Genomic DNA, 25,179 nt, shown 5'->3' on the forward strand with positions numbered 1-25,179 from the left:
GGGGCGGGAAGCGGCGTGTATTTCACCTTGATCCATCCGGTTCGCACGCTGCCCACGACGTCGGTGGCGGCAGGCCGACGCCCGCGCCTCTGGCTGGCCGGCAGCCTGCTGTGGGCGGTGATCGCCTGTGGCGTGGCAGCCGTGCAGGCCGCACCCGTACCGCCATCCGTGGGGCAGGTGTCGGCGCTGGTGGACACCGGTGATTTCAAGGCCGCCGAAGCCGGCGTTGCCGAAGCGCTGGGCCAGCCGGGCCTGTCGTCCGACGAACAACGTGCCTACGCTTTCCAGCGCGAACGCATGCGCCGCATCCTGCTCGACTTCACGCTCGACGAAGGCGACGTCGAGGCACGGGTCCGCAAGCAGATCCCGGACCTGACCGACGCCGAATTCGCGAAGTGGAACGCGGCGGGGCTGTTCGAACACCAGGTCATCGACGGCCGCACGCTCTACTTCAACCGTTCGCCGTCCAACCTGTTCCGCCTCAGCAAGGAGGCGCTGTCGCGCCGCGATCCGAAGCTGTCGCCGATCAGCGACGGCCCGATGGAATCGCTCAATGCGCAGCAGCGCGCGATCCGTGACGCGGCGCCGGCCGGGCATAGCAGCAGCGTGCTGCCGCTGCGGCTGCGCATGACCCAGAAGCTGACCGTCGATGCCGATGCGGTGCCCGCCGGCGAGACCGTGCGCGCCTGGATTCCGTATCCGCAGTCGTTGCCGGGACACCAGGAAGACATCCGGTTCGTCTCCAGCCTGCCGGCAGCGCACGAGATCGCTCCGGAGACGGCGCCGCAGCGCACCGTGTCCCTGGAAAAGCCGGCCCGGGCGGGCGCGCCGACGGAGTTTGCAGTCACTTATGAATTGACGATCTTCGGCCAGTACCACGCCATCGATCCCGACAAGGTAGTGGCGGCCGAGATCACCCCCGAGCTCGCGCCCTTTGTTACCGAGCGCGCGCCGCACGTGGTGTTCACCGATGCGATGCGCGCGTTCTCGCGCAAGGTGGTGGGCGACGAAACCAATCCGTACCGCATCGTGCAGAAATTGTTCGCCGCGGTCGACGAGATTCCCTGGGCGGGGGCGCGCGAGTATTCGACCATCGCCAACATCAGCGATTACGCATTGCATGCCGGCCACGCCGACTGCGGCCAGCAGACCCTGCTGTTGATCACGCTGCTGCGGATGAACGGCATCCCGGCGCGCTGGCAGTCCGGGATGGTGTTCAGCGACGGCGACTACGGCAACATCCACGACTGGGGGCAGGTGTACCTCGCGCCCTATGGCTGGGTGCCGATGGACGTCACCACCGGCCGGCTCGCCGCCGACAAGGGCAACGGCGACGACCCGTCCATGGAATGGTTCTACCTCGGCGGCTTGGACAACTGGCGGATCGCCTTCAACCAGGACTGGGACCAGCCGTTCCAGCCGCCGAAGAAGCAGTTCCGTTCCGACAACATCGACTCGCAACGCGGCGAGGCCGAGTGGGACGGCGGCAACCTGTATTTCAACCAGACCGGTTACGACTTCGAATGGCAGATCCTGCCGGTGAAGCACGGACGCGCAACGCTAGACCAATGAATTAGACAACCGACTTCAACAACGGCATCCACAGCATCGACGGGGAGAGAGAAATGAGTAACGAGCGGAATCTGCGCAGACGCGCGCTTTGCATGGCGATGGGGATCTGCCTTGTATCCATGGCCTCTGCGCCGCTGTTTGCGCAGAGCGTGACCGGTGCGGTGGCGGGTCGCGCGGAGGCGGGTCAACAGGTGACGATCACCAATCCGTCGACGGGGCTGACGCGTTCGGTGACGGTGAGCGGGGATGGCAGCTACCGCATCGGCCAACTGCCGCCGGGGCAGTACACGCTCACCACCGGTTCGGGTGAGTCGGTTGCGGTCAGCGTTTCCATCGGTGGCACCACGACGGTCAACCTGACCGGCGCGGGTGCGGTGGACCTCGCTACGGTGCAGGTGACCGGCTCTCGGGTGATCAACCAGGTCGACGTGCGTTCCACCGAGTCGGCGACCAACATCAGGCGCGAGGAGATCGCGCGGATGCCGGTGGACCAGAGCCTGTCCTCGGTCGCGCTGCTGGCGCCGGGCGTGGTGTCCTCCGCCGCCAGCTTCGGTGGCCTGAACTTCGGCGGTTCGTCGGTGGCCGAGAACGTCGTCTACATCAATGGCCTGAACGTCACCGATCCGTATCGCCGCCAGGGCTTCTCCTCGGTGCCCTTCGGGTTCTACGAGGAATTCCAGGTCAAGACCGGTGGCTACTCGGCTGAGTTCGGCCGCAGCACCGGCGGCGTGATCAACGCCGTGACGCGTTCGGGTACCAACGACTTCCACGCCGGCGCGGAGTTCACGATGGAGCCCAACGCCTGGGCTTCCACCATGAAGGACCACTTCTACAAGGACGGCAACATCACCTCACGGGACCGCACCAGTCGGGACGGCGGATCGTTCTACAAGGCCAATGTCTGGGCGTCGGGCGCCTTAATCCAGGATCGCCTGTTCTTCTTCGGCATGTACGAGCAGCGCGACAGCAACCCCAGGGACATCGACACGACCCAGGCGTGGTACACCGACAGCAACAACGACTTCTGGGGCGGCAAGCTCGACTGGCAGATCAATGACAGCCACCTGCTGTCCCTGCTGGCCTTCTCCGACAAGGTCGAATCGGACACGCTCAAGTACAGATACGATTGGGATAGTGCGACGCGCGGCGCGGCCGAGGGTGGTAGCTCCGCGGGATCCGGCGGTGACAACTGGTCACTGACCTATACCGGCAACTTCACCCAGAACTTCGTCGCCAAGGCGATGTACGGCGTGAACAAGCGCAGTTCCAACAGTTTCAGCCAGTGGGACCCCTACTGCAGCATCCTGGACCGCGACGGCACCTACGACGCCATTTTCGGCGAAAGGACAGCCCGGGAAGGTTGTGCCCCGAGTACCGACGGCGTCAACAGCCGGGATGACAAGCGTGAGGCTGCGCGCCTCGACTTCGAGTGGACGCTGGGTGACCACCTGCTGCGCTTCGGCGCCGACCAGGAGGTCATGGACTCCACGACTTCGTCCCTTTTCCCCGGTGACGGCGTGCGCTACAGGTTGATCGGCATCCCCGCCGACGCGACGCCGGACGATCGCGCGCTTCCCAACGGCGCCGTCGTTCCGGCTGGCGTAACCGCCTACCTCGATGGCCGCTACAAGGTCACCGGCGCGCCGGTCAGCACCAAGGCGCAGGCGATCTACATCGAGGACAACTGGAACGTCACCCCCGACCTGCTGCTGAACATCGGCGTGCGTGCGGACAAGTTCGAGAACACGCTGGCCTCTGGCGCCACCTTCGCCAAGGCCGACTTCAGCGACATGATCTCGCCGCGCGTAGGCTTCAGCTGGGACATCAAGGGCGACGGCACCACCAAGCTGTTCGGCAACGCCGGCCGCTACTACATCCCGCTGACCAACAAGCTCACCGACTATTTCGGCGGCGGCACCATCGACGAGCACACGTACTACGTGCTGGACGGCTGGGAAGAGCGGATCGATCCGATCCTCGGCACGCCTTACCTGTACCCGATCATTGGCGAGCAGCTCGGCCCGGTGAATACGGAAGGCAATGCCCCCGCGCCCGACGACGTCCGCACCGCGGTCTCCCGCGACCTGAAGCAGGTCTTCCAGGACGAGTTCATCCTCGGCTTCCAGCAGGCGCTCAGCCCGGCCTGGTCGTGGGGCGTGAATGCAACCTACCGAAAGATGACGCGCGCGGTGGAAGACGTACGCATCAACCACGTGGAAGGCTGCCCGTGGTACTCCGGCGACTGGCCCATCCTCAACCCGGGAGAGACGAACACTTTGTGGTGCCCGGACACCGAGCAGTGGGTGACGTTCGACAACTCGGAGGACGGTTACCAGGCGCTCGGCAGCGGCTTGATCATGGGTTACAAGCGGCCCAAGCGTACCTACAAGGCCGTGGAGTTCCAGCTCGACCGTGCGTGGGATGACAAGTGGGCGCTGAACGTCAGCTACCTGTGGTCCAAGTCCGAGGGCAACATCGAAGGACCGGTGAACTCGGATACCGGCTACAACGACACCAGCCTGGTGCAGTACTACGACCATCCGGCCGTGAACGAGCGCTTTGGCCCGACGTTCAACGACTATCGCCATCAGATCAAGGTGCGCGGCAGCTACAAGTTCAACGACATGTGGAGCGTCGGCGGCACGTTGTCCGTGCGTTCCGGTGGCCCGATCACTGCCTTCGGCGTGCGCTGGCCCAACGACAACCGCAGCGCGGGCGGGCCCAGCGAGTTCAGCGGCGGCGGTTCGGGCTGGCTGTGCGAGTCCGGCTGCGACGACTGGACCACGCGCGAGCTGGTCTACAGTGAGAAGGGCGCGTTCGGCCGCATGCCTTGGGTCACCGACCTGGGGGCCAGCGTGATGTGGACGCTGCCTTCGGACAAGATCGACCTGAAGGCACGCTTCTCCGTGTACAACCTGTTGAACAGGCAGACCGAGATCAACGTGCATTCCCGCTACGAAAGCCTGCCTGGCACCAAGATGCCGTACTTCGGCGAGGCCAGGGCATGGCAGTCCCCGCGTTACATGCAGCTGGTCGTGACCTGGAACTTCTTCTGATCTCCTCCCATGGGCGGCCCGCATGTCGGGCCGCCCTTTTTTTTGCCCGCGCGGGATGGCTGCATGGTCGCGACCGGGCGAGGGATGCCATGCCATGAAGTTTGCACGCCTGATTTTTCCCGCTCTCGCCTGCGCGCTGTTCCCCGTGCTGGCCATGGCCAGCCCTGCGCAGGCGGAGCCGAAACCGCCTTCCGTCGACACGGCCGCGGTCGACCGCGCGTTCGACGACACCGTCGCCCGCTACCACTTGCCGGGGCTGGCGGTCGGCGTCGTCGAGGACGGCAAGGTCGTCTACACCCGCACGACGGGCGAACTGGCGGCGGGTGGCGGCGAGAAGATCGACGCCGACACGCTGTTCAAGATCGCCTCCAACAGCAAGGCGATGACCACCGGGCTGCTGGCGCGGCTGGTCGATGCCGGCAAGCTCGAGTGGGACGATCCGGTGGTCAAGTACCTGCCGGACTTCCAGATGCATGACCCCTGGGTCACGCGCGAGATGCAGGTGCGCGACCTGCTGATCCACAACAGCGGCCTGGGCGCCGGTGCCGGTGACCTGATGCTGTGGCCCGGCCCGAACCATTTCAGCCGCGCTGACGTGATCCACGGCCTGCGCTACCTCAAGCCGATCTACAGCTTCCGCTCGCGCTACGCCTACGACAACACGCTGTACATCGTTGCCGGCGAGGTCGCGGCGGCTGCTGGCGGCGCACCGTACGAGACGCTGGTGCGGCGGGAGTTGTTCGGGCCGCTGGGCATGAGTCGCTGCCAGGTCGGCGAATGGAATCGCGACGCGGTGGGCAACGTCGCCCAGCCGCATGCGCGTCGCGATGGCAGGAATGTGGTCGCGGGCGAAGACGATGCCGTGGTTCCGAACGTGCCGATGATGGCCGCGGGCGGCATCCGCTGCAGCCTGCATGACATGCTCACCTGGGTGACGATGTGGCTCGAGCCGGAAACCTCTGGCCTGGTCGACGGCAAGCCGTGGCTGTCGCCGGCACAGCGCGAGGCGGTGTGGTCGCCGCAGACGATCATGCCGTTGTCGCGGCGGATGCGCGAGTGGGACGACAGCCACTACTCGGCCTACGGTTACGGCTGGCGCCTGGCGGACGTGGACGGCACCCAGAAGGTGTCGCACACCGGCACGCTGTCGGGCATGTATTCGGCGGTCACGCTGCTGCCGCAGAAGCACGTCGGCTTCGTGATCCTGATCAACACCGACGCCGACGACGCGCGCACCGTGCTCAACCAGGTGCTGGTCAAGCAGTTCACCGCGCCCGCGCAACAGCGCACGGTGGCGCACTATGCCGACGAGCTCGATCGCGACGCGCATGCGGCCAAGGTAGAGCGGCCGGTGCCGGATACCTCGTCGCGCCGGCCGGCCGATGCCGCGGGCATGGCCGGCAGGCTCGGCGTCTACCGCGATCCCTGGTTCGGCGATGTCTCGATCTGTCCCGCTGGCGACGGCGTGCGCTTCGCGTCGGTGAAGTCGCCGTTGATGGTGGGCGATGTGATGCGGGCCGGCGACCGTCTGCTTGTGCAATGGCAGGGCAGTGGCGCCGACACCGAGCCGTGGCTGGAGTTCGGGCCGGAGGCAGCGTCGCCGATGACGCTGAAGATGTCGAAGATCGACCCGGATGCAGACTTCAGCAGCGACTTCGAGGACCTGTCGTTCGTGCGGACCGGTGATTGCCCGCGGAGCCTGAAGCCATGAACATTCGCATCATGCTGTACTCGCTGTTCCTGGCAGCCGCGGGCTGCGCATCGACGCCGCCACCGGCCGTGTCGCCCGCAACCGATGCCGAATCCGCCGGCATGGTCGACATCCGCGCGCTGGTGCCGGACATCCGCCTCGACATCCGCTACGCCGGGAGCCACAACTTCGTCGGCGAGCCCATCGACGGCTATGAAGCGCCACGCTGCTACCTGTTGCGTCCCGTGGCCGAGGCGCTGCAGCGCGTCGAAAAGAGCCTGCGCACGCGCCACCGGCGCCTGCTGATCTTCGACTGCTATCGCCCGGTCCGCGCCGTGCAGCATTTCACGCGCTGGGTGCATGACCCGCAGGATCAACGCAACAAGGCCGAGTTCTACCCGACGCTGGACAAGAACGAACTGATGCCGGGATACATCGCCGAGCATTCCGGCCACAGCCGCGGCGCGACCCTCGACCTGACCCTGATGCAGTGCGACGACAGCGGCGCCGGCTGCGTGCCGCTCGACATGGGTACCGGCTTCGACTACTTCGGCGAGCTCGCGCATACCGACTCGCCGAACGTGACCGCCGTGCAGCGCGGCAATCGCCACCTGCTGCGCGACGCGATGCAGGCGCAAGGCTTCGGCAACTATGCCGACGAATGGTGGCACTACACGTTGCGACCGGAACCGGATCCGCGCACCGCGTACGACTTCCCGCTGCGCTGAGCAGCGGCAGGGCAGGGGCGCCTTCCCCGGAGGCGTCCCGGGCGCAGGCCTGGACCAGCGACAGGGCAGAACCCGAAGTGCGGACCTGGGGCGATTCTCGTTCCATCAGCCTCGCAGTCAGCGAGGGACGCCGTTTGGCGACCTCCCGAACACGCCCGCTTCGAGGGCTGCCTTCCGGAATGCGTCGATCGGGACCAACGGTGACGCGGCCCGGAGCATCCCAAGGGCTGATCAACGGCAAACGGTTGAGCGAGCCCCGGAAACATGGCTTCAGCGCCGGATGGCACACTACTTGCGTGCTTCAAAGTGGCCGGAATAGCCGCCGGTCCGGAGCGCGATTCATGAACAACCAGGGCAGGCAGCGCCAACCCGGCCGGACGGTCGCTCAGCTACCCGATCGCTCCATGTTCGCCTCGATGAGGTCTACGATCTCGTCGAGCGAAGGGTTCCTCGGGAGGTCCATGTTCTCGAACGTGAAGTCGAGTTTCGACTCGATGTCCAGCATCAGGTCGACCAGCAGGATCGAATCGATGCCGATGTCGTTCTGCCGGGTTTGGCCATGCAGCCCTTCCGGCTTGACGTCGAACCGCTCCTGCATGAGCGCCTTGAGTACATCCAGGATGTTCGCCCTGTCCAAGGTTGCCTCCGCAGCGGTGGTTGGTGGACATGCAAGAATTGGTCCGCCGCCCCGGCTTCGGGACGGGCTCTATGGTACGAATAGCCGATCCATCATATCAGCGCAAAGCCGGGCAGTTGGCTAATGGACAAGCTCGATCACATGGAAATGCAACGCAACGTCCGGGCGCAAGCCGCGCTCAGGGCGCGGTTCGGCCTGCCGGTCTCGCTGGTCATGCTGGTGGCGACTTTCTTCTGGGCGCCGACGCACCACGCCAGCACGTCGCCGGTGGTGGTCGGCATCGTGAGCTCCTATATCCTGTACATCGTTGCGGCGCTGTATTTTTCATCGAAGCCAAGGTCGCTGTCGGCACGCGACCAGGTCCTGATCACCGCCATCGTCGATCCGTTGATGCTGTCGGGATGGCTGTTCCTGGCCGGTGAATCGTCCACGCTGCTTGTCGGGTTCTACCTGTTCACGATCCTGGGGTTCGGTTTCCGGATCGGCCCGATGGCGATGCATCTGTGCCAGGTCACGTCGCTGGTCGGGTTCTCGCTGGTTGCGCTGGTGTCCCCGGTCTGGGGAGAGCATCCGTTCTTCGCGCTCTCCCATATCGTGCTGCTGGTTGTCGTGCCGTTGTATGCGGCGTCGCTGATGCGCAGGTTGCAGATGGCCAAGGCGCTGGCCGAGCGCGAGAGCCAGGCCAAGTCGCAGCTGTTGGCCAACGTCAGCCATGAGCTGCGCACGCCCCTGACCGGGATCGTGTCCTCGGCCCAGCTGATCGAGGTGGAGGCAGGCGACAGTGCGATCGCCGACAGGGCGCGGGCCATCCTGGCGATGGCGACGTCGCTGGACGGCGAGATCAAGCAATTGCTCGACCTTTCGAAGGTCGAAGCGGGCGCATCGGATGCCGATGCGATCCCGTTCGACCTGCGCCTGGCCACCGGCCACGTCATGCGCGCCCTGGCGCCGATCGCGTCGGTCAAGAAACTGCGGCTCGAACTCGACCTCGACCCCGCGTTGCGGTCGCCGGTGATGGGGCGGCCACAGGATCTGATCAGCGTGCTGATGAACCTTGCCGGCAACGCGGTGAAGTTCACGCATGAGGGTGCGGTCACGATTCGCGTCCGGTTGCTGGAGGAGCGTGCGGGGAGCTACCGGATCCGGTTCGGGGTGCAGGACACGGGCATCGGCATTCCGGCCGATCTCCAGTCCCGGATCTTCGAACCCTTCTTCCAGGTCGAATCCGGTCCCAGCCGCCGGTACAGCGGCACCGGCTTGGGCACCACGATCGCGATGGAACACGTCAAGCGGATGGGATCCACGCTGCACGTCGAAAGCACCGAAGGCCAGGGCTCGCTGTTCTGGTTCGAGGTCGACCTGAGGACGGTTGGCGCCCAGCCCGAGACGCAGGCCGCGCCCGAGTTGCCGGCGGCGGTTGTGGCCAGGCGGATCCTGATCGCCGACGACAACGCGTTGAACCTCGACCTGATGAAGGAAATGCTGCTGAAGGACGGTCACGAGGTCGTGGCGGCCACCAGCGGTGAACAGGCGCTCGTCGCACTGGGAAGCGACCATTTCGATGTCGTGTTCCTCGATTTCAACATGGAGGACATCGATGGCTTGACGGTCTTCCAGACCTACCGGTTCGGACGCGTCGACACGGCGCCCACGTTCTTCGTCACCGCCGATGCCACCGCCGGCACGGCGGGCAAGCTGCACGCGGCCGGTGCCGCGGGCGTGATCCACAAGCCCGTCACCTTCGGCAAGCTCCGGGACGCGATCTCGGGGCTGTGGCCATCGGCCGCTGCCGCCGGCGCCGCTCCGGTGCGCGAACCGCGCAGGGCGGTGTCGCAGATCAAGGCCGTTCCCGTCGAATACCTTGACCCGGAAGCGCTCGAGAACCTGCGGGAGATCAGGGACACCCCCGAGTTCCTGTTCAAGATGATCTCCGAGGGCATGGCGGACATCGAAACGATCGCAGGCGACCTCATGGGCGCGATCCGTTCGGAAGATCTGCCCGGGGTCCACCGGCACGCCCACGCCATGCGCGGCGTGGCGCTGAACATCGGCGCGGTACGCCTGGCCGCACTCGCGGACAGGCTGATGAGCGTCACCTCGGACGCATTGGCCCGGCAACCGGCGCGCTGGATGGACGACCTCGGGGAAACGACGAGCCGGAGCCTCGAAGCACTGGACGCGTTGAGGCAGACGTTCGGGCTGCCGGGAATGGTCAATTCCCGATAGTCCGGCGCCCGGGCGATTGCGTCAGGCTGCGAGTGCCTTGCCGTCCGATGCCTCTCTTTGCTGCAGCATGGCCAGCATGTCCAGCGTGCGCAGCTCGTCGGCCGACAGGCGCATGGCCGTCTCCACCCAGTCGTCGACGATCTGCACGCCGTCTTCGTAGTTCAGCGGCGCCTGCCGGTATCGGCTCTGCTGGACCTTCATCCTCGCCTTGAGGCGGGATGCGTGCTGCTGGATGTAGCGCTCGACCGTCAGCTCGCCCTGTCCCTGCGGGCAGACCTCGTCGATCAGGCCCATCTCGAACAACTCCCGCGCCGTGTAGATCTTCTTGTTGGTCATCATCCTTTCGGCCTGACGAGCCCCGATCACGTTGGCCAGCAGGCCCATGGCGCCGGTGCAGGGGAACAATCCGAACATGATTTCCGGGAAGCCGAACGTGCTCTGTTCCTCGGCGATCAGGTGATCGGTGCTCAGCGCCAGCTCGAAACCGCCTCCCAGCGCCCGCCCCTGGACAAGCGCGATGGACGTGGTCCTTTCCTTGAGCTGCGCGGCCCACGAGAACAGCAGGTTCAGGCATCGCATCGAGTAGTCGTGCAGTCGCGAAGCGTCCGAGCGCTGGATGCATTGCCTGAAGAACTGCAGGTCGCCGCCCATGCTGAAATATTCCGGATGCTGCGACTGGATCACCGTGTAGGGCAACGGGGACCTGTCGCCCGACGACGACAGCACATTGCCTTCCGTGCGCAGTGAATTGACGAGGTTCTGCAATTCGTCGACGAGCGCGGGCGTGAAGTTCTGGAGCCCGGTCCGCCTGTCGATGCCGAGCGTTACCCACAGTGCATCCATCGACAGGTGGCGCACTTGGGTCGAAATACGCCGCGCATCCGTGCGGGCTTCGAAGAGGATGGGGTTGGGGTTCAACTTGCTCATTTCGGGAGCCTCGGATTGATGTTTGCAGTGGAACGGGGAAGTGCTAGCCGGGATTGCGGGACACGATCAGTGCGACGTTGGTGCCACCGAACCCGCACGAGAACGAAAGTGCGTGGTCGAACTCCGCATCCTGGAGAGGCACGGGCCCGACGTGGTTCAACTTGCAGCGTGGATCCATGTCGCCCATGTGGGCGGAGGCGGGCAGGACGCGGTTGTTCATGGCGAGCAGCGTGATCACGAATTCCAGCGCACTCGTTGCGCCCAGCAGGTGGCCGTGCACCGCCTTGGTCGAACTGACGCGCGTCGCATCGTCGGTGTCGCCGAAGACCGAGCGGATGGCGTTGGATTCGATCACGTCGCCGCCGTCCGTCGCGGTTGCGTGGGCATTGAGGTATCCGATGTCGCCGGGTTGCAGCCGCGCGTGTTCAAGCGCGGCCTGGAGCGAACGGACCTGGCCCTCGGGCGCAGGCATCCCGATGTGGTGCGCATCGTTTGATATGCCGTATCCGGTCAGGTAACCGTGAATCCGGGCGCCGCGCCGCTCGGCGCGACTGGCGGCCTCCAGCACCACGAAGGCCGAGCCCTCGCCCAGCACCAGCCCGGTCCTGTCCTTCGAGAAGGGTTTGCAGGTGCGCGAAACGTCGTCCTCGTCGGGCCGGCTCATCGCGCGGGTGCCACTGAACACGCCCAGGACGCCGGCGGTCAGCGGCGCCTCGGCGCCACCGGCGACGGCGACGTCGAGGTAGCCGTCGGCGATCGCGCGCGCGGCCTCGCCCAGCGCGACGCCCGACGAGCCACACGCGCTCGCATGGGTCACCACGGGGCCGAGGATCCGGTGCCGGATCGCGATCTGCGCGGCGCCCGCGTTGGACATGATCGCCATCGCGGCGAACGGGCGTGCCGCCTGCTTGTCTTCGAGCAGCAACTGCCTCGACCAGTCCAGCGTCGCCGCCGCGCCGCCATTGACGTTGCCGTAGTACAGGCCGGCCCGTTGGCCGAAGCCGGTGAAATCCTCGATTCCCGCATCCTGCAGCGCCTGTCGCGCGGCAACGATGGCAAGTTGCTGGCAGCGGTCGAGGAACGGGAGTTCAAGGCGGGTAAACGCATCCGCGAAATCCTGCTTCACCGTACCGGCAGGGAACTCCCTGGACAGCGGCGGAGCCGCGATCCTGTCGATGCCGGATCGGCCCGTGCGCAGTGCGTCGGCCACGCCCTCGACATCGAGGCCGATCGGCGACAGCACACCGACGCCCGTGATGGCGACGGCCTCCTTCTTCATGCATTTCCCCTGGCCAGAGCGAGTCGCGTGCCGTTGAGACTACCCCTAGATACGCCAAATCTCATCGTCGTGGTATTGCGCCGGCGCGGCAGGGCTGGTCCGGCACCGGGGGAGCGCTGCCCCCGGGCAATCGAAGGGAGCGTCGATCTGCGTGGAGGTGTGGGCCGCTTCGAGCTGGGTAAAACGTTCCTCCCCCAACCGGGAAGAATTACAAAAAAGGCCGGAAGCCTTGAAATTACGGGGCTTGCCGGCCTTCTTTGTACGTCCTTGGACGTGTACGTGGTGGAGCGGAGGGGGATCGAACCCCTGACCTCCACGATGCGAACGTGGCGCTCTCCCAGCTGAGCTACCGCCCCACGAGGTTGCGGATTATACGGAGGTGCCGGCCGCGAGACCAGAACCCCCGGCGCCGGGCGACAGCAGGGGGGCGAGCGCCGGCTCGAGTTCGGCCCGGCGCCAGCCCGAGAGCGGGCCGGGCCATTGGTCTGCCCCGGGCGCGCCGAGCAGTTGTTCGAGCCAGCGCCGCGAGGCCAGCACCCCGTCGGGCAGGCCGAGCTCGGCGCTACGCGCGGCGGTGGCTTCCTGGAGCCGGCGCAGGGCCTGCTTGTCGCGCTCTTCGTTGCGTGGCTCCGGCGCCTGCGCTTCGTCGTCGAGCGGTGTCTGTAGCGCCTGCCAGATCGCATCGGCCAGCTTGCGCGGTGCCTTGGGGTTGGCGTCGAGCTGGCGCTGCAGCTGCGCGAGGTCGGCGGCCGGTTCGCGGGCCAGCAGCACGGCCAGTTCGTTGTCCAGGATCCAGCTGCGCGGGCGATCGGCATGGCGCGCGTGCGCCTCGCGCCAGCGCAGCAGGCGCAGCAGGCGCCTGCGCGCGGCTTCGTCGAGGAACTGGGCGGCACGCAGCGACAGGTGCGGCCAGCGGTCGGTTTCGTCGCGCTCGGCGTTGGCCGCCATGCGTGCGCAGTCCTCCTGCAGCCACGCCTCGCGCCCGAGATCGAGCAGGCGCGCGTCGAGCGCGTCGTGCAGGGCGAACAGGTGGCGAACGTCGTCGGCAGCGTATTCGAGCTGCGACGGCGACAGTGGCCGGCGCAGCCAGTCGGATCGGGTCTCGCCCTTGGCGAGCGCGACCTCCAGCACCTCCTGCACCAGCCGCTGGTAGCCGATGCCCGACGCGATGCCCGCCAGCGCCGCTGCCGCCTGGGTGTCGAACAGCGGCTGCGGCACCACGCCGCAGGCGTGCTTGAACGCGACCAGGTCCTCGCTGGGACTGTGCATCACCTTGAGCACGGCGGTGTCGGTGAGCAGCGGCCGCAGCGCGTCGGTGATGCCGGAAGCGAGCGGGTCGACCAGCAGGATGTCGTCGTCGTCGCCCAGCGCGATCTGCACCAGCGCCAGTTGCGGCCAGTAGGTGCGTTCGCGGATGAATTCGGTGTCCAGGCCGACGCGACGGGGGCGTCGTGCGATGCGGTTGTCCAGTTCCGTGGGGTCGGTGATCCAGTGGGGCACGGCGTCGGGGTTCGATGAGGGTGCCCGCAGCCTAACGGTCGCGAGCGGGCAGCGGCAAATGCGCGCCCGGGTGGCGAAGGCCCGCCTGCATGCCAGGACCCGGGGCGATGGCGTAATCTGGCGGCCCGTCCAGGTGGGTGCAGGGTTTGCGCGGAGTTTTCCGGATCGTCGTCGTGGCATGGCTGCTCGCGGGTTGCACGCGCAATCCGGGAGACGCGGCGCGTGACGAACAGGCCGGGCAGGCGACGCAGGCGCGCGAGGGCATCGTCACCATCAGCGGCGACGATGCGATCTCAGAATCGCTGACCTGGCGCCCGCCGGCGGTCCAGGTCCCGCCCGACGACGCCGACGGGGCCCGCAAGCGGGCCGAGGCGGCGCTGGAAGCGGGCAACCTGGCGGCGGATGCGGATTCGGCGATTCCGCTGCTGCTGGCGCTGTCGAAGCAGGCGCCGGATGACAAGCAGGTCCGGGACGACCTGCAGCGCGCATTGCTGGCCGTGGTCGCCCGTGGCGACGCGGCGCTGGCGCGTGCGGACGACGACATCGCCGCGCTGCGCGAGGCGCACCAGATGGCGGCCGTGGCGCGGGCCACGGATGGCGACGACGAGGCGGTGGTTCGCTATCTCGAGCGGATCGACCAGGCCGACACGCTCTGGGAGCTGAATCGCGACGGCGAGCGCGCGCTGGCCGGCGGCCGCTACGGCGAGGACGGCGGCGGCGCGCTGGCGAAGTTCCGCGAGGCGCTGGCGCTGCGGCCCGGGCAGCCGCGTGCGATGCAGGGCCTGGCGGCGACGGAAAGCGCGATGATCCGCAATGCCGAGGTCGCCGCGGAGCAAGGCGATTTCGATACCGCCAAACACTGGTTGGGCGCGGCCGCGAAAGTGCGCCCGGAGATGTCGACCGTGCCCGATGCCGTCGCTCGCATCGAGCGCATGCGCGGCGCCCGCATCGCGCGCCTGCGCGACCTGGGCGTCGCGGCGCTGGCGCAGCCGGACGGCATCGCGACCGCGCGCCGCCATCTTGCCGGGATCCTGTTGATCGCCAGGCCAGGCGATCCGGTCGCGGCGGACCTGCGCGAGCGCATCGACCTGGCCGAACACTACGGGCAGTTCCGCCCGGGCCAGCAGTTCACCGACGGGCTGGAACACGGTGCGCGCGGGCCGCAGATGGTGGTGGTGCCGCACGGCGGCTATCGCATGGGCGCGGAGCCCGGCGACGCGGACGCCGAGGATGCCGAGCGTCCGCAGCACGCCATCCGCTTCGACCGCGGTTTCGCGATGTCGATCACCGAGGTCACGGTGGGCGACTATCGCCGCTTCATCAATGCCACCGGCCGCAAGACGCGTGCGCAGCGGCGCGGGTATTCGATGGCGTACGACGAGCGCAGCGGTAACTTCGCGCGCGTCAGCGGCGTCGACTGGCGCAGCGACTACGCCGGCAATCCGGCGGACGAGAACCTGCCGGTGCTGCACGTCAGTGCCAAGGATGCCGAGGCCTATGCCGCCTGGTTGTCGGAGCAGAGCGGCCACCGCTATCGCCTGCCCAGCGAGGCGGAGTTCGAATACGCCCTGCGCGCCGGCAGCCGCACGACCTATCCGTGGGGCGAGGGTTCGCCGCCGCGGGACGCGGGCAACTTCACCGGCGAACGCGACCGCTCGCCCACCGGGCGGCACTGGAACAACGCCTTCGCCGGCTACGGCGATGGCTACTGGGGGCCGGCCCCGGCCGGGCGTTTCGCGGCCAATCCCTGGGGTGTTCGGGGACTTGCAGGAAACGTGAGCGAGTGGGTCGCCGACTGCTGGCATGATGGCTACCGGCGCGCACCGATGGACGGCACCGTCTGGCTCAATCCCGGTTGCCGGACGCGGGTCGTCCGCGGCGGCTCGTGGGCCAGCGCGCCGGAACAGACCCGCTCGTCATGGCGTGCGCCGGCGGGCGTGGACAGCACCAACGGGCGCATCGGTTTCCGCGTGGTGCGCGAAATCTAGACCGACGGCAGCGGCAGCAGGGAGAAGGCAAGATGCGTCAGAATCCACTCGGTGGCGGGCAGGTCCAGGGCGGGCGGCGCGGGTTCGGTTTCAGCCCGCGGCTGCTGATCCTCGTGGCGTTCATCGTCTACGGCGCCTACTTCTATTTCTCCAACCGGTCGACCGACCCGCTGACCGGCGAGACGGTGCTGATCGACAAGAGCATCTCGCCGCAGGACGAGAAGGCGCTCGGCCTGCAGGCCTACCAGGAGATCCTCGCGCAGGAACGGCCGGTCGACCCGAACTCGCAGATCGCGCGGCAGGTGCGCGAAATCGCGCAGCGGCTGATCGTGAAGATTCCGGAAGTCGAGGATGCGCTGGCAGCCGAACACGGTTTGAAGGCGCAGCACATCGAGGATTCGTTCGACTGGGACGTGACCGTGCTGGAGTCCGACCAGGCCAACGCGTTTTGCCTGCCCGGCGGCAAGATGGCCGTCTATACCGGTCTGGTGCCGGTGGCGCAGAACGCCGATGCGATGGCGATCGTGATGGGCCACGAGATCACCCATGCCCTGCTGCGCCACGGCGCGCAGCGCATGACCGAACAGAAGCTTGCCCAGCTCGGCCAGATGGCCGGGGCGATGAGCGGCATGGACCAGCAGCAGATGCAGATGGCGATGGCGGTGTACGGCTACGGGCGCTCGCTGCCGTATGCGCGCAAGCAGGAGTCGCAGGCCGACGAGATGGGCCTGATGCTGGCCGCTGCGGCCTGCTACAACCCGGAGGAATCGATCGCGCTGTGGGAGCGCATGGGCCAGGCCAGTGGCGGACAGGCGCCGCCGGAATTCGCGTCCACGCACCCCAGTTCGGGCACCCGCATCCAGAACCTCAAGGCGCTGATGCCCAAAGCGCAGGAGTACCGCAAGCGGTTCTGCACCGGTGGCGGCGCCACCGGTGCACCGTAGGCCGGGATGCCGGCGTGTCCTCGCCGGTGTGTCTCCCTTTGAGGTGTTCCCGTAGGAGCGGCGGAAGCCGCGATGCGTTTGCCGGTGAACAGATCGGGATCGCGGTTTCCGCCGCTCTTGCGGAGGGCGGGTGCGGCGGGCCGGTTCAGAACGACATGAACATCCCGCCGTTGACCGGGATGTTGGCGCCGGTGATGAAACCGGCGTCGTCGGCGGCGAGGAAGGCGACGGTCCGCGCGATTTCGTCGGGCTGCCCGAGCCGTCCCACCGGCACGTCCTCGACGATGCGCGCGCGGATCTCCTCGGGCATCGCCATCACCAGCGCGGTCTCGCAGTAGCCTGGCGACACCGAGTTGACGGTCACGCCCTTGCGCGCGACCTCGCGCGCCAGCGCCATGGTGAAGCCATGCATCCCGGCCTTGGCCGCGGCGTAGTTGGTCTGCCCGAACTGGCCGGTCTGCCCGTTCACCGAGCTGATGTTGACGATCCGGCCGAAGCCGCGCCCCGTCATGCTCTCGACGGCGTGGCGGCAGAGGTTGAACACGCCGTCCAGGTTGACCCGCAGCACCGCGTCCCACTGCGCGCGCTGCATCTTGCGCAGGGTGGTGTCGCGGGTGATGCCGGCGGCGTTGACCAGGATGTCGAGCGCGCCATGGCGGCCGACGATGTCGTCGACCAGCCGGCCACATGCCTCGAAGTCGGAGACGTCGCCGGCGGCGAAATGGATGTCGAGGCCGGCGGTTTCCCGGCCGAACGCCTCGATGCGTTCGTCGCGGTCGCCCAGGTCGATGGCGACGACCGTGCGGCCCTGTGCGGCCAGCGATTTGCAGATGGCGGTCCCAAGACCGCCGATGCCGCCGGTGACGGCGGCGATGCGCTTGTCCAATGCAGTCCCCAGCCTACTTGCCGCGCTTGGCGGTGTCCTTGTCCTTGGCGGCGTCCGGGGCGGCGCGTCCCATGCCGGCGACCAGGTTTTCCTGGAAGTCCTTCCAAAGTTCCATGTTGCGCTCGGTGAGCTGGTTCATCATCGACCACGGGGTCTGCCCGAGCACGCCGCCCATCTGCTGGCGGAACTGCGCCTGCTGCTCCATGAACGTCTGCATCGAGCGGTCCAGGTAGGTGCCCATGAAGCCCTGCAGCGAGTCGCCGTACAGGCGGATGATCTGGCTCAGCAACTGGGTCGACAGCATCGGCTGCCCGTCCTGTTCATGCTCGGCGATGATCTGCAGCAGCACCTGCCGGGTGAGGTCCTCGCCGCTCTTGGCGTCGCGGACCTCGAAGTCCTCGCCGTCGACGATCAGCTGGCGGACGTCCTCGATGGTGATGTAACTCGAAATGTCGGTGTCGTAGAGGCGACGGTTCGGATACTTCTTGATGACGCGCGTCTTGGTCATGGAGCAAAGGCTCTAACAATGCGTCCCTGCAGCATGGCGCAGTGCAGCACGGGTTGCAACTTACCACCCCATGTACTGTCCGCCGTTCGCCGCCAGGTTGGCACCGGTGATCCAGCTCGCGTCGTCGGGGATGAAGAAGCTCACCGCGTAGGCGATCTCGTCCGGGTTGCCCAGGCGCCCTGTGGGGATCTGCGCGACGATCTTGTTGCGGACCTCCTCGGGCACCGCCATCACCATGTCGGTGCCGATGTAGCCGGGCGAGACGGTGTTGACGGTGATGCCGAAGCGCGCGTTTTCCTGCGCCAGCGAGATGGTGAACCCATGCATCCCGGCCTTGGCCGCGGCGTAGTTGGCCTGGCCGTACTGGCCCTTCTGGCCGTTGATCGAGCTGATCTGGATGATCCGCCCCCATTTGCGCTCGCGCATGCCCTCGATGACCGGGCGGGTCACGTTGAACACCGAGTTGAGGTTGGTGTTGATGACCTCCTGCCACTGATGCGCGCTCATCTTGTGGAAGGTGCCGTCGCGGGTGATGCCGGCGTTGTTGATCAGGATGTCGACCGGGCCAAGCTGGCGTTCGACTTCGCGCACCATTGCCTCGGCATCCTCCGGGGTCGACACATCGCCCCTGGCCAGCGCCACGTCGAAGCCCTTGGCTTTCATCTGCGCCTGCCACTCGCGCGCCTTTTCCTCGTTGCGATAGTTGGTCGCCACCCGGTGGCCGTTGGCCGCCAGGCGCTTGCAGATCGCCGTGCCGATCCCGCCGGTTCCCCCGGTCACCAATGCCACGCGTGTGCTCATGCCACCGTCTCCTGGTCCTGCATGGAGAGCCAGTTCCCCATTGCAGATGATTCTATGCGGCGTCGATGGCAGTGGTGTTGTGCAATGCGGCGAGCGTCGCCGGCGGGGTGCGCGGAATGTGGCGGGGATCGAAGACGCGCGTCGCCGCGTCGAGTTTCGTGGCAAGCGATCCGGAAGTCGGCCAGGCCTGCCGTGGCTGGCCCAGCGCCAGCCATGCGGCACGCAGCGCCGGCAGCGGATCGTTGCCGTCGACCGGCAGCGCCGCCAGCGACTTCGACAGCTTGCGGCCGTCGGCATCGAGCACTAGCGGCAGGTGTACGTAGCGCGGCGTCGGCAGGCCGAGGCTGCGCTGCAGGAAGATCTGGCGTGCGGTGGAGTCGAGCAGGTCGGCGCCGCGTACGACTTCGGTGATGCCCTGTTCGGCGTCGTCGACGACCACCGCCAGCTGGTAGGCCCAGGGGCCGTCGGCGCGCTTGAGCACGAAGTCGCCGACCACCTGCGCGACGTCCTGCGCCACGGCACCCTGCACCCGGTCGACGAAGTCGACGACGGTGCCGTCGGGCACGCGCAGCCGGATCGCGGGGTCGGGGCGCCGTGCGCCGGCGACGCAGGCGCGATGTACGCCGCCGCTGCCGGCGAGGTCGCTGCGGCTGCAGTGGCATTCGAAGGCGTCGCCGCGGTCGAGCAGGCGTTCGAGCGCCTCGCGGTAGAGCGCGCCGCGGTCGCTCTGGCGCAGTACCGGGCCATCGGGCACCAGCCCGAAGCATTCCAGCGTGCGCAATTGCTGGTCGGCTGCGCCGGGGACCTCGCGTGGTGGATCGATGTCCTCGACCCGCACCAGCCACTGCCCGCCGGCCTGGCGTGCCATCAGCCAGCTGCCGAATGCGGCCAGCAGCGAGCCGAAATGCAGCGGCCCGGTGGGCGAGGGGGCGAAGCGGCCGCGGTAAAGGGATGGAGGTGGGGGCATGAAGACCAAGGGAGCGGCTTCGGCCGCGGGCTTTCCAGGAACATTGCCGGAAAAACCGAAAAGCTCGCGGCTGAAGCCGCTCCTACGAGAGCCGGGTCACTCGAAGTCGTAGCCCATGTCCGGCCCGGCGCCGGCGAGGAACACGCCTTCGACGTAATCCACGCCGGCCGAGAACAGGATCGACATGCTGGCCGCGTCGCTGACGAACTCGGCGATGGAGCGGATGCCCAGCTCGCGCGCCTTGTTGGCGATCTCGCGGATGCGCTCCTGGTTGGCTGCGTTCTTCGGCAGGTCCTCGACAAAGCTGCGGTCGATCTTGATCAGGTTCGGCTTGAGGTGGGCGAGCAGCTGGAACGAGTCCAGGCCGGCGCCGAACTGCTCCAGCGCGATCCGGCAGTCGAGCTTGCCGATGGCGGCGGCGAATTCCTGCGCGGCTTTCAGGTGGGTGAACACCTTCGCTTCGGGCAGCTGCACCACCAGGTACTCGCCGGGCACGCCGTGCGCGGTCAGCTGTTCGCCGATGTAGCGCACCAGGCTGTCGTCGTCGAGCGAGGCCTGGCTGATCTTGACCAGCAGGGTGGTCGGCTTGCCGGCGCTGATGCGCTGGCCGATCGCGGTGATGGTATGGCCGATGACGTAGCGGTCGATCTCCCACAGCAGGCCGTGCTCCTCGGCGATCTGCAGGAAGCTCAGCGGCTTGACCAGTTCGCCGTCGCCGGCGTCCAGGCGCAGGAAGGTTTCATAGACCGCGCCGGTGTCGCCCTGCAGGCTGATCACCGGCTGGTAGTGCAGCACGAAGCCTTCCTGGTCGAGCGCGTCGCGCAGGCGCGCGACCCAGGCCTGGACGTGTTCTTCCTCGGCGCGTTCGATCGCGCTGGGGTCGAAGATCTCGAAGCGGTTGCCGCCAACGCCGATCGACGACTGCACGCCCTGGTTGGCCTTCGCCAGCACCTGGGTGACGCTGGCGATCTTCTCGCCGATCTGCACGCCGCCGATGCTGGCGGTGATCACGCTGGAACGGTTGCCGATCGGGAACACGTGCGAGGCGAACGCTTCGCGGATACGTTCGGCCAGCGCGGTGGTCTGGGCGTAATCGCTGGCGCGCACCAGCACCGCGAGGCTGTGCTCGGAGAAGCGCGCGGCCACGGCCTCGTCGCCGATCGCGGTCTGCAGGCGCTCGGCCATGGCCGCCAGCATGGCATCGGCGGCGTCCAAGCCGATTTCGTGCAGCAGCCGCTGGTAGTGGTCGGGTTCGAGCAGCAACAGGCCGTGCTGGGCCTTGTTCTGCGCGGCATCGGCCACCGCGTCTTCCAGCGAGTGCAGGAAGGTGGGGCGGTTGAGCAAGCCGGTGACCTGATCGCGCTGCCGCAGTTCTTCCAGTTCCTGCGCCAGACCCGGATCGATCTCCTGCTCTTGGCGGCGGAAGATCACCTGCTGGCAGGCCTCCCCCTCGTACGTTGCCGGTGCGAACTCCATCGACGCCGGGAAGCCGTTGCCTTCGGCATCGCGGGCTTCCAGCTCGTAGCGTGGCGGCGGGGCGTCGCCCTTGGCCAGGTCCTTGAGCAGCTGCTTGAAGTCCTCGACGTGCTGCGGCGCCACCAGATCCAGCAGCGACATGCCTTCGAGATCCTCGAACGAGTCGTAGCCGAACATCTCCAGGTAGGCGCTGTTGGCGCGGATGTGCATGCCCTGGTGCACGTAGGCGATGGGGTCGCGCGAGGATTCAATGAGGGTGTCGCAGCGGCGTTCGGTTTCCCGCACACGCGCCTCCAGCCTGCGCAGGGCGCGCCGGCTTTCGAGGTCTTCCCACTCGCTGCGCACCGTCGCCAGCAGCTGCTGGGGCTTGTCGCGCAGGGCGATGTTGCGGGCGCCGGCACTCTGCGCCTCGTGGAAGCTGGCGTCGTCGATGCCGTTGCTCACCGCAACGACCGGGATGTCCTTGCCGCTGGCCGAGACCGACTGCATGACCCCGGCGAACGGAAGGTCCTTGCCCTGCTGCGCGGCGAGGACCAGGTCGATCTGCTGCGCGCCGAGCATCGTGGACAGTTCTTCTTCCGATGCCGGCCGCAGCGGCCGCACCGCGATCCCCGAGTTGCGCAGGGCGCTGACGATGGCCTCGGCATCCTCGACGCTGTCGTCGACGATCATCAGGCGCAGGGCTTGGTCGGGGTTCTTCGACATGCGGGCGTTTATGCCACGGGGCGATGGGCCTAGTCTACGTCGATGCCGTCACAGCGCGCGCTTGGAGGCATCCCCGGCGACCTCGCGCACCAGCTTCGGGACGAGGTAGCCCGACAGCCGCGCGACCAGTGCCGCGTGCAGTTCCAGCGCGCGGGCATCTGACACCTCGAAGTGCGCCGCGCCGGCGACGCGGTCGAGCTGGTGCAGGTAGTAGGGCAGCACGCCCGCGGCGAAGCTGCGCTCGGACAGCGCCGCCAGGGCATCGATCGAGTCGTTGACCCCGCGTAGCAGCACCGCCTGGTTGAGCACGGTGGCGCCGGCGTCGCGCAGCCGCGCCATGGCCGCGTCCACCGCGTCGTCGAACTCGCGCGCGTGGTTGGCATGGACCACCACCGCCACCGGCCACGGCAGCGAACGAAGCCAGTGGCCGAACTCGTCGTCGACACGTTCGGGCAGTACCACCGGCAGGCGGGTGTGGATGCGCAGGCGTCGCAGCTGCGGCAGCGCGCGCAGCAGCCCGGTCAGCTCGTCGAGTTTCGGGGTGGCCAGCGACAGCGGGTCGCCGCCGGACAGGATCACCTCGTGGATCGAATCATCGGCGCGGATCGCCGCGACCGCTTCGTGCCAGCCGCCGGCGGCCGCGGTCTCCTCGGCGTAGGGAAAGTGGCGACGGAAGCAGTAGCGGCAGTGCACCGCGCAGCTGCCGGTCGCCACCAGCAGCGCGCGGCCCTCGTATTTGTGGATCACGCCGTGGCCGGCACGCGCCGCCGCGTCGCCCACCGCGTCCAGCGAGAAGCCCGGAACCGGGCGCATTTCCTCGTCCAGCGGCAGCACCTGGCGCAGCAGCGGGTCGTGCGGGTCGCCGGGGCGCATGCGGGCGACGAAGCCGCGCGGCACCCGCAGCGGGAACTGCGCCGCAGCGGCGTCGGACAGGCCCGGCACGCGGCCCTCGAGGCCGAGCAGGGCCAGCAGCTCGCACGGGTCGCGCACGGCCTCGCGCCACAGGCGCTTCCAGCCAGGGACGTCGCGGGTGCCCGTGCCGACCGGGCCGGGCTGCAGGGCAGGGGAGGCTGCAGGTATCATTCGGGGTCTGTTCCGGGGCGTTCCAGACGTGCCGGAGCCCAATCCCACCATTCTAGCCGCTGCCGCGGCTCGACCCGCCCACGATTTTCCCAGGAGTACCGATGGCCAGTTACGGCATGAACGACGTCAAGAACGGGATGAAGATCCTGATCAACGGCGACCCCGCGATCATCTTCGATACCGAGTACGTCAAGCCGGGCAAGGGCCAGGCGTTCACGCGCGTGAAGTACCGCCTGATCAAGTCCGGGCGGGTGCAGGAAATCACCATGAAGAGCACCGACTCGGTCGATGCCGCCGACGTGGTCGATACCGACATGCAGTACCTGTATGCCGACGGCGAGCATTGGCACTTCATGAACCCGGAAAGCTTCGAGCAGGTCCAGGCCGACAAGGCCGGCATGGCCGGCGCGGAAAAGTGGCTCAAGGGCGAGGAAGACTGCGTGGTGACGCTGTGGAACGGCACTCCGATCCAGGTCACGCCGCCGAACTTCGTCGAACTGAAGATCGTCGAGACCGACCCGGGCGTGCGCGGCGACACTTCCGGCGGCGGCGGCAAGCCGGCCACGCTGGAAACCGGCGCCGTGGTCCGTGTGCCGCTGTTCGTCGGCCAGGACGAGGTGATCAAGGTCGACACGCGCTCGGGCGAGTACGTTTCGCGCGTGAAGTGACGCTGTGTCCGGCTCCGCCCGTGTTTCAAGGCCGTCATTCCCGCGAAGGCGGGGATGACGTCAAAGACATGGAAGAACAAGAACAAGGCGAATGACCGAATCAGCCCCTGAACCCTGCGACCTCCTCATCGAAGCCGGCTTCGTGGTGCCGGTCGAGCCGCACGGCGTCGTGCTCGAGGACCATGCCGTCGCCGTCCGCGACGGCGCCATCGTCGCCGTCCTGCCGCGCGCGGAAGCGCGGGCGCGCTTCGATGCGGCGCAGACCGTCAGCCGCCCCGATGGCGCGCTGGTGCCCGGCTTCGTCAACAGCCACGCCCACAACCCGATGACCCTGCTGCGCGGGGTCGCCGACGACCTGCCGCTCAAGGTCTGGCTGCAGCAGCACATCTGGCCGATCGAGGGCGCGGTGATCGGGCCGGAATTCGTCGCCGACGGTGTCACCCTGGCGATCGCCGAAATGCTCCGCGGCGGCACCACCTGCGTCAACGAGAACTACTTCTTCCCCGACGTGCAGGCCGCCGTCTACAAGCGCCACGGCTTCCGCGCCCGCGTCGGCCTGCCGGTGATCGACTTCCCCACCGCGTGGGCGAAGAGCGATGACGAATACTTCGACAAGGCCGGCGAGGTCCACGACCAGTGGCGCGACGATCCGCTGGTCGCCACCGCGTTCGCGCCGCACGCGCCGTACACGGTCAACGACGCGAACTTCGAACGCGTGCGCATGCTGTCCGACCAGCTCGACGTGCCGGTGCACCTGCACCTGCACGAGACCGCGCAGGAAGTGCAGCAGTCGCAGGACAAGCACGGCCAGCGCCCGATCGCCCGGCTCGACCGCCTGGGCCTGTTCAACGATCGCCTGATCGCGATCCACATGACCCAGCTCACCGACGCCGAGATCCACCTGTGCGCCGAGCGTGGCGTGAGCGTGGTGCATTGCCCGGAATCCAACCTCAAGCTGGCCTCGGGTTTCTGCCCGGCCTGTGCGCTGGAACGCGTGGGCGTGAACCTGGCCCTCGGCACCGACGGCTGCGCCAGCAACAACGACCTCGACATGGTCGGCGAGACCCGCATCGCGGCGATCCTGGCCAAGGCGGTGGCGGATGACGCCGCGGCGTTCGATGCCTTCACCGCGCTGCGCGCTGCCACCCTGGGCGGCGCGAAGGCGATCGGCTTCGACCACCTGGTCGGCTCGATCGAACCCGGCAAGCAGGCCGACCTGGCCTGTTTCGATCTGTCCGCGCTGGAGACGCAACCGCTGCACCATGTGGTCTCGCAACTGGTCTACGCCGCAGGCCGCCACCAGGTCAGCGACGTGTGGATCGCGGGCAGGCACAAGCTGCGCGAACGCGAGCTGGACGGCATGGACGTCGATGCGATCGTCGCCAACGCGAAGCAATGGCGCGCCCGCATCGCCACGATTGACCGCGCGTCGCTGTAGATCGGGGCGACGCCCCGATGCGCGATGGCAGGAAGACCTGCGGCCGGCGTTGAATCCTCGACGCACGCCGCCGGGACACCGTCGGAGACTTAGCTCCGAC

Annotated in this window: 19 protein-coding genes and 1 tRNA gene; 9 read left to right on the top strand and 11 right to left on the bottom strand. The window is 67.6% G+C overall.

Annotation, left to right across the window (positions count from 1 at the left end):
* Positions 1-132 precede the first annotated feature (132 nt).
* From ACTJIL_RS02865 to ACTJIL_RS02880, 4 genes are all read left to right on the top strand, one after another.
* Entirely contained in the window at positions 133-1,572 is a 1,440-nt protein-coding gene (locus ACTJIL_RS02865; RefSeq protein ID WP_440755822.1) for a transglutaminase-like domain-containing protein, read from the top strand.
* Positions 1,573-1,691: 119 nt separating this feature from the next.
* The gene (locus tag ACTJIL_RS02870; RefSeq protein ID WP_440754090.1) at positions 1,692-4,628 is read left to right on the top strand and encodes a TonB-dependent receptor; all 2,937 of its coding nucleotides are present in this window, start codon (positions 1,692-1,694) and stop codon (positions 4,626-4,628) included.
* Between the two features lie 94 nt (positions 4,629-4,722).
* Complete coding sequence (locus ACTJIL_RS02875; protein ID WP_440754091.1) at positions 4,723-6,339, top strand: serine hydrolase domain-containing protein; 1,617 nt, start codon at positions 4,723-4,725, stop codon at positions 6,337-6,339.
* 11 nt (positions 6,340-6,350) lie between these two features.
* Positions 6,351-7,046, top strand: a complete 696-nt coding sequence (locus tag ACTJIL_RS02880) for a M15 family metallopeptidase (RefSeq protein ID WP_440755823.1) — start codon at positions 6,351-6,353, stop codon at positions 7,044-7,046.
* Between the two features lie 385 nt (positions 7,047-7,431).
* Here the strand turns inward: ACTJIL_RS02880 and ACTJIL_RS02885 are convergent, their stop codons facing one another.
* Positions 7,432-7,683 carry an acyl carrier protein gene (locus tag ACTJIL_RS02885; protein ID WP_440754092.1) on the bottom strand — a complete coding sequence of 84 codons (252 nt, stop codon included), beginning with the start codon at positions 7,681-7,683 and terminating at the stop codon, positions 7,432-7,434.
* Between the two features lie 123 nt (positions 7,684-7,806).
* Here ACTJIL_RS02885 and ACTJIL_RS02890 point away from each other — a divergent pair, with 123 nt between their 5' ends.
* Positions 7,807-9,909: an ATP-binding protein gene (locus tag ACTJIL_RS02890; protein ID WP_440754093.1), complete on the top strand. Its 2,103-nt coding sequence runs from the start codon at positions 7,807-7,809 to the stop codon at positions 9,907-9,909.
* A 21-nt stretch (positions 9,910-9,930) separates the two neighbouring features.
* Here ACTJIL_RS02890 and ACTJIL_RS02895 read toward each other — a convergent pair whose 3' ends face one another.
* The 4 genes from ACTJIL_RS02895 to rnd all read right to left on the bottom strand — a co-directional run bounded on the left by ACTJIL_RS02895 (position 9,931) and on the right by rnd (position 13,615).
* A complete protein-coding gene (locus ACTJIL_RS02895) occupies positions 9,931-10,836 on the bottom strand; it encodes a crotonase/enoyl-CoA hydratase family protein (protein ID WP_440754094.1) in 906 nt (301 codons plus the stop codon).
* A 43-nt stretch (positions 10,837-10,879) separates the two neighbouring features.
* Complete coding sequence (locus tag ACTJIL_RS02900) at positions 10,880-12,115, bottom strand: beta-ketoacyl-[acyl-carrier-protein] synthase family protein (protein WP_440754095.1); 1,236 nt, start codon at positions 12,113-12,115, stop codon at positions 10,880-10,882.
* A 280-nt stretch (positions 12,116-12,395) separates the two neighbouring features.
* Positions 12,396-12,471: transfer RNA gene (locus ACTJIL_RS02905), tRNA-Ala, on the bottom strand.
* 13 nt (positions 12,472-12,484) lie between these two features.
* Positions 12,485-13,615 carry a ribonuclease D gene (gene rnd, locus ACTJIL_RS02910; RefSeq protein ID WP_440754096.1) on the bottom strand — a complete coding sequence of 377 codons (1,131 nt, stop codon included), beginning with the start codon at positions 13,613-13,615 and terminating at the stop codon, positions 12,485-12,487.
* Positions 13,616-13,779: 164 nt separating this feature from the next.
* On the opposite strand from rnd, the gene ACTJIL_RS02915 reads away from it, so the two are divergent.
* Positions 13,780-15,603 carry a formylglycine-generating enzyme family protein gene (locus ACTJIL_RS02915; RefSeq protein ID WP_440755824.1) on the top strand — a complete coding sequence of 608 codons (1,824 nt, stop codon included), beginning with the start codon at positions 13,780-13,782 and terminating at the stop codon, positions 15,601-15,603.
* Between the two features lie 32 nt (positions 15,604-15,635).
* Positions 15,636-16,547 (top strand): M48 family metallopeptidase, encoded by a 912-nt coding sequence (locus ACTJIL_RS02920; RefSeq protein ID WP_440754097.1) that lies wholly within the window; start codon positions 15,636-15,638, stop codon positions 16,545-16,547.
* A gap of 145 nt (positions 16,548-16,692) precedes the next feature.
* On the opposite strand, the gene phbB is transcribed toward ACTJIL_RS02920, so the two are convergent.
* The 6 genes from phbB to epmB form a co-directional block, all read right to left on the bottom strand.
* Positions 16,693-17,433 carry an acetoacetyl-CoA reductase gene (gene phbB, locus ACTJIL_RS02925; RefSeq protein ID WP_440754098.1) on the bottom strand — a complete coding sequence of 247 codons (741 nt, stop codon included), beginning with the start codon at positions 17,431-17,433 and terminating at the stop codon, positions 16,693-16,695.
* A 13-nt stretch (positions 17,434-17,446) separates the two neighbouring features.
* Complete coding sequence (gene phaR, locus ACTJIL_RS02930) at positions 17,447-17,941, bottom strand: polyhydroxyalkanoate synthesis repressor PhaR (protein WP_440754099.1); 495 nt, start codon at positions 17,939-17,941, stop codon at positions 17,447-17,449.
* A 60-nt stretch (positions 17,942-18,001) separates the two neighbouring features.
* Positions 18,002-18,742, bottom strand: a complete 741-nt coding sequence (locus ACTJIL_RS02935; RefSeq protein ID WP_440754100.1) for a beta-ketoacyl-ACP reductase — start codon at positions 18,740-18,742, stop codon at positions 18,002-18,004.
* Between the two features lie 52 nt (positions 18,743-18,794).
* The gene (gluQRS, locus tag ACTJIL_RS02940; RefSeq protein WP_440754101.1) at positions 18,795-19,709 is read right to left on the bottom strand and encodes a tRNA glutamyl-Q(34) synthetase GluQRS; all 915 of its coding nucleotides are present in this window, start codon (positions 19,707-19,709) and stop codon (positions 18,795-18,797) included.
* 96 nt (positions 19,710-19,805) lie between these two features.
* On the bottom strand, positions 19,806-21,890 hold the full coding sequence (locus tag ACTJIL_RS02945; protein ID WP_440754102.1) for an EAL domain-containing response regulator: 2,085 nt from the start codon (positions 21,888-21,890) through the stop codon (positions 19,806-19,808).
* Between the two features lie 48 nt (positions 21,891-21,938).
* Positions 21,939-22,973, bottom strand: coding sequence for an EF-P beta-lysylation protein EpmB (gene epmB / locus ACTJIL_RS02950; protein ID WP_440754103.1), 1,035 nt, complete (start codon positions 22,971-22,973; stop codon positions 21,939-21,941).
* Between the two features lie 101 nt (positions 22,974-23,074).
* Here epmB and efp point away from each other — a divergent pair, with 101 nt between their 5' ends.
* Both efp and ACTJIL_RS02960 read left to right on the top strand, forming a co-directional pair.
* Positions 23,075-23,641, top strand: a complete 567-nt coding sequence (gene efp, locus ACTJIL_RS02955) for an elongation factor P (protein ID WP_440754104.1) — start codon at positions 23,075-23,077, stop codon at positions 23,639-23,641.
* Between the two features lie 91 nt (positions 23,642-23,732).
* Positions 23,733-25,079 (top strand): TRZ/ATZ family hydrolase, encoded by a 1,347-nt coding sequence (locus tag ACTJIL_RS02960; protein WP_440754105.1) that lies wholly within the window; start codon positions 23,733-23,735, stop codon positions 25,077-25,079.
* Positions 25,080-25,179 lie beyond the last annotated feature (100 nt).

This window comes from Luteimonas sp. 22616, assembly GCF_052044325.1.
GTDB lineage: Bacteria > Pseudomonadota > Gammaproteobacteria > Xanthomonadales > Xanthomonadaceae > Luteimonas.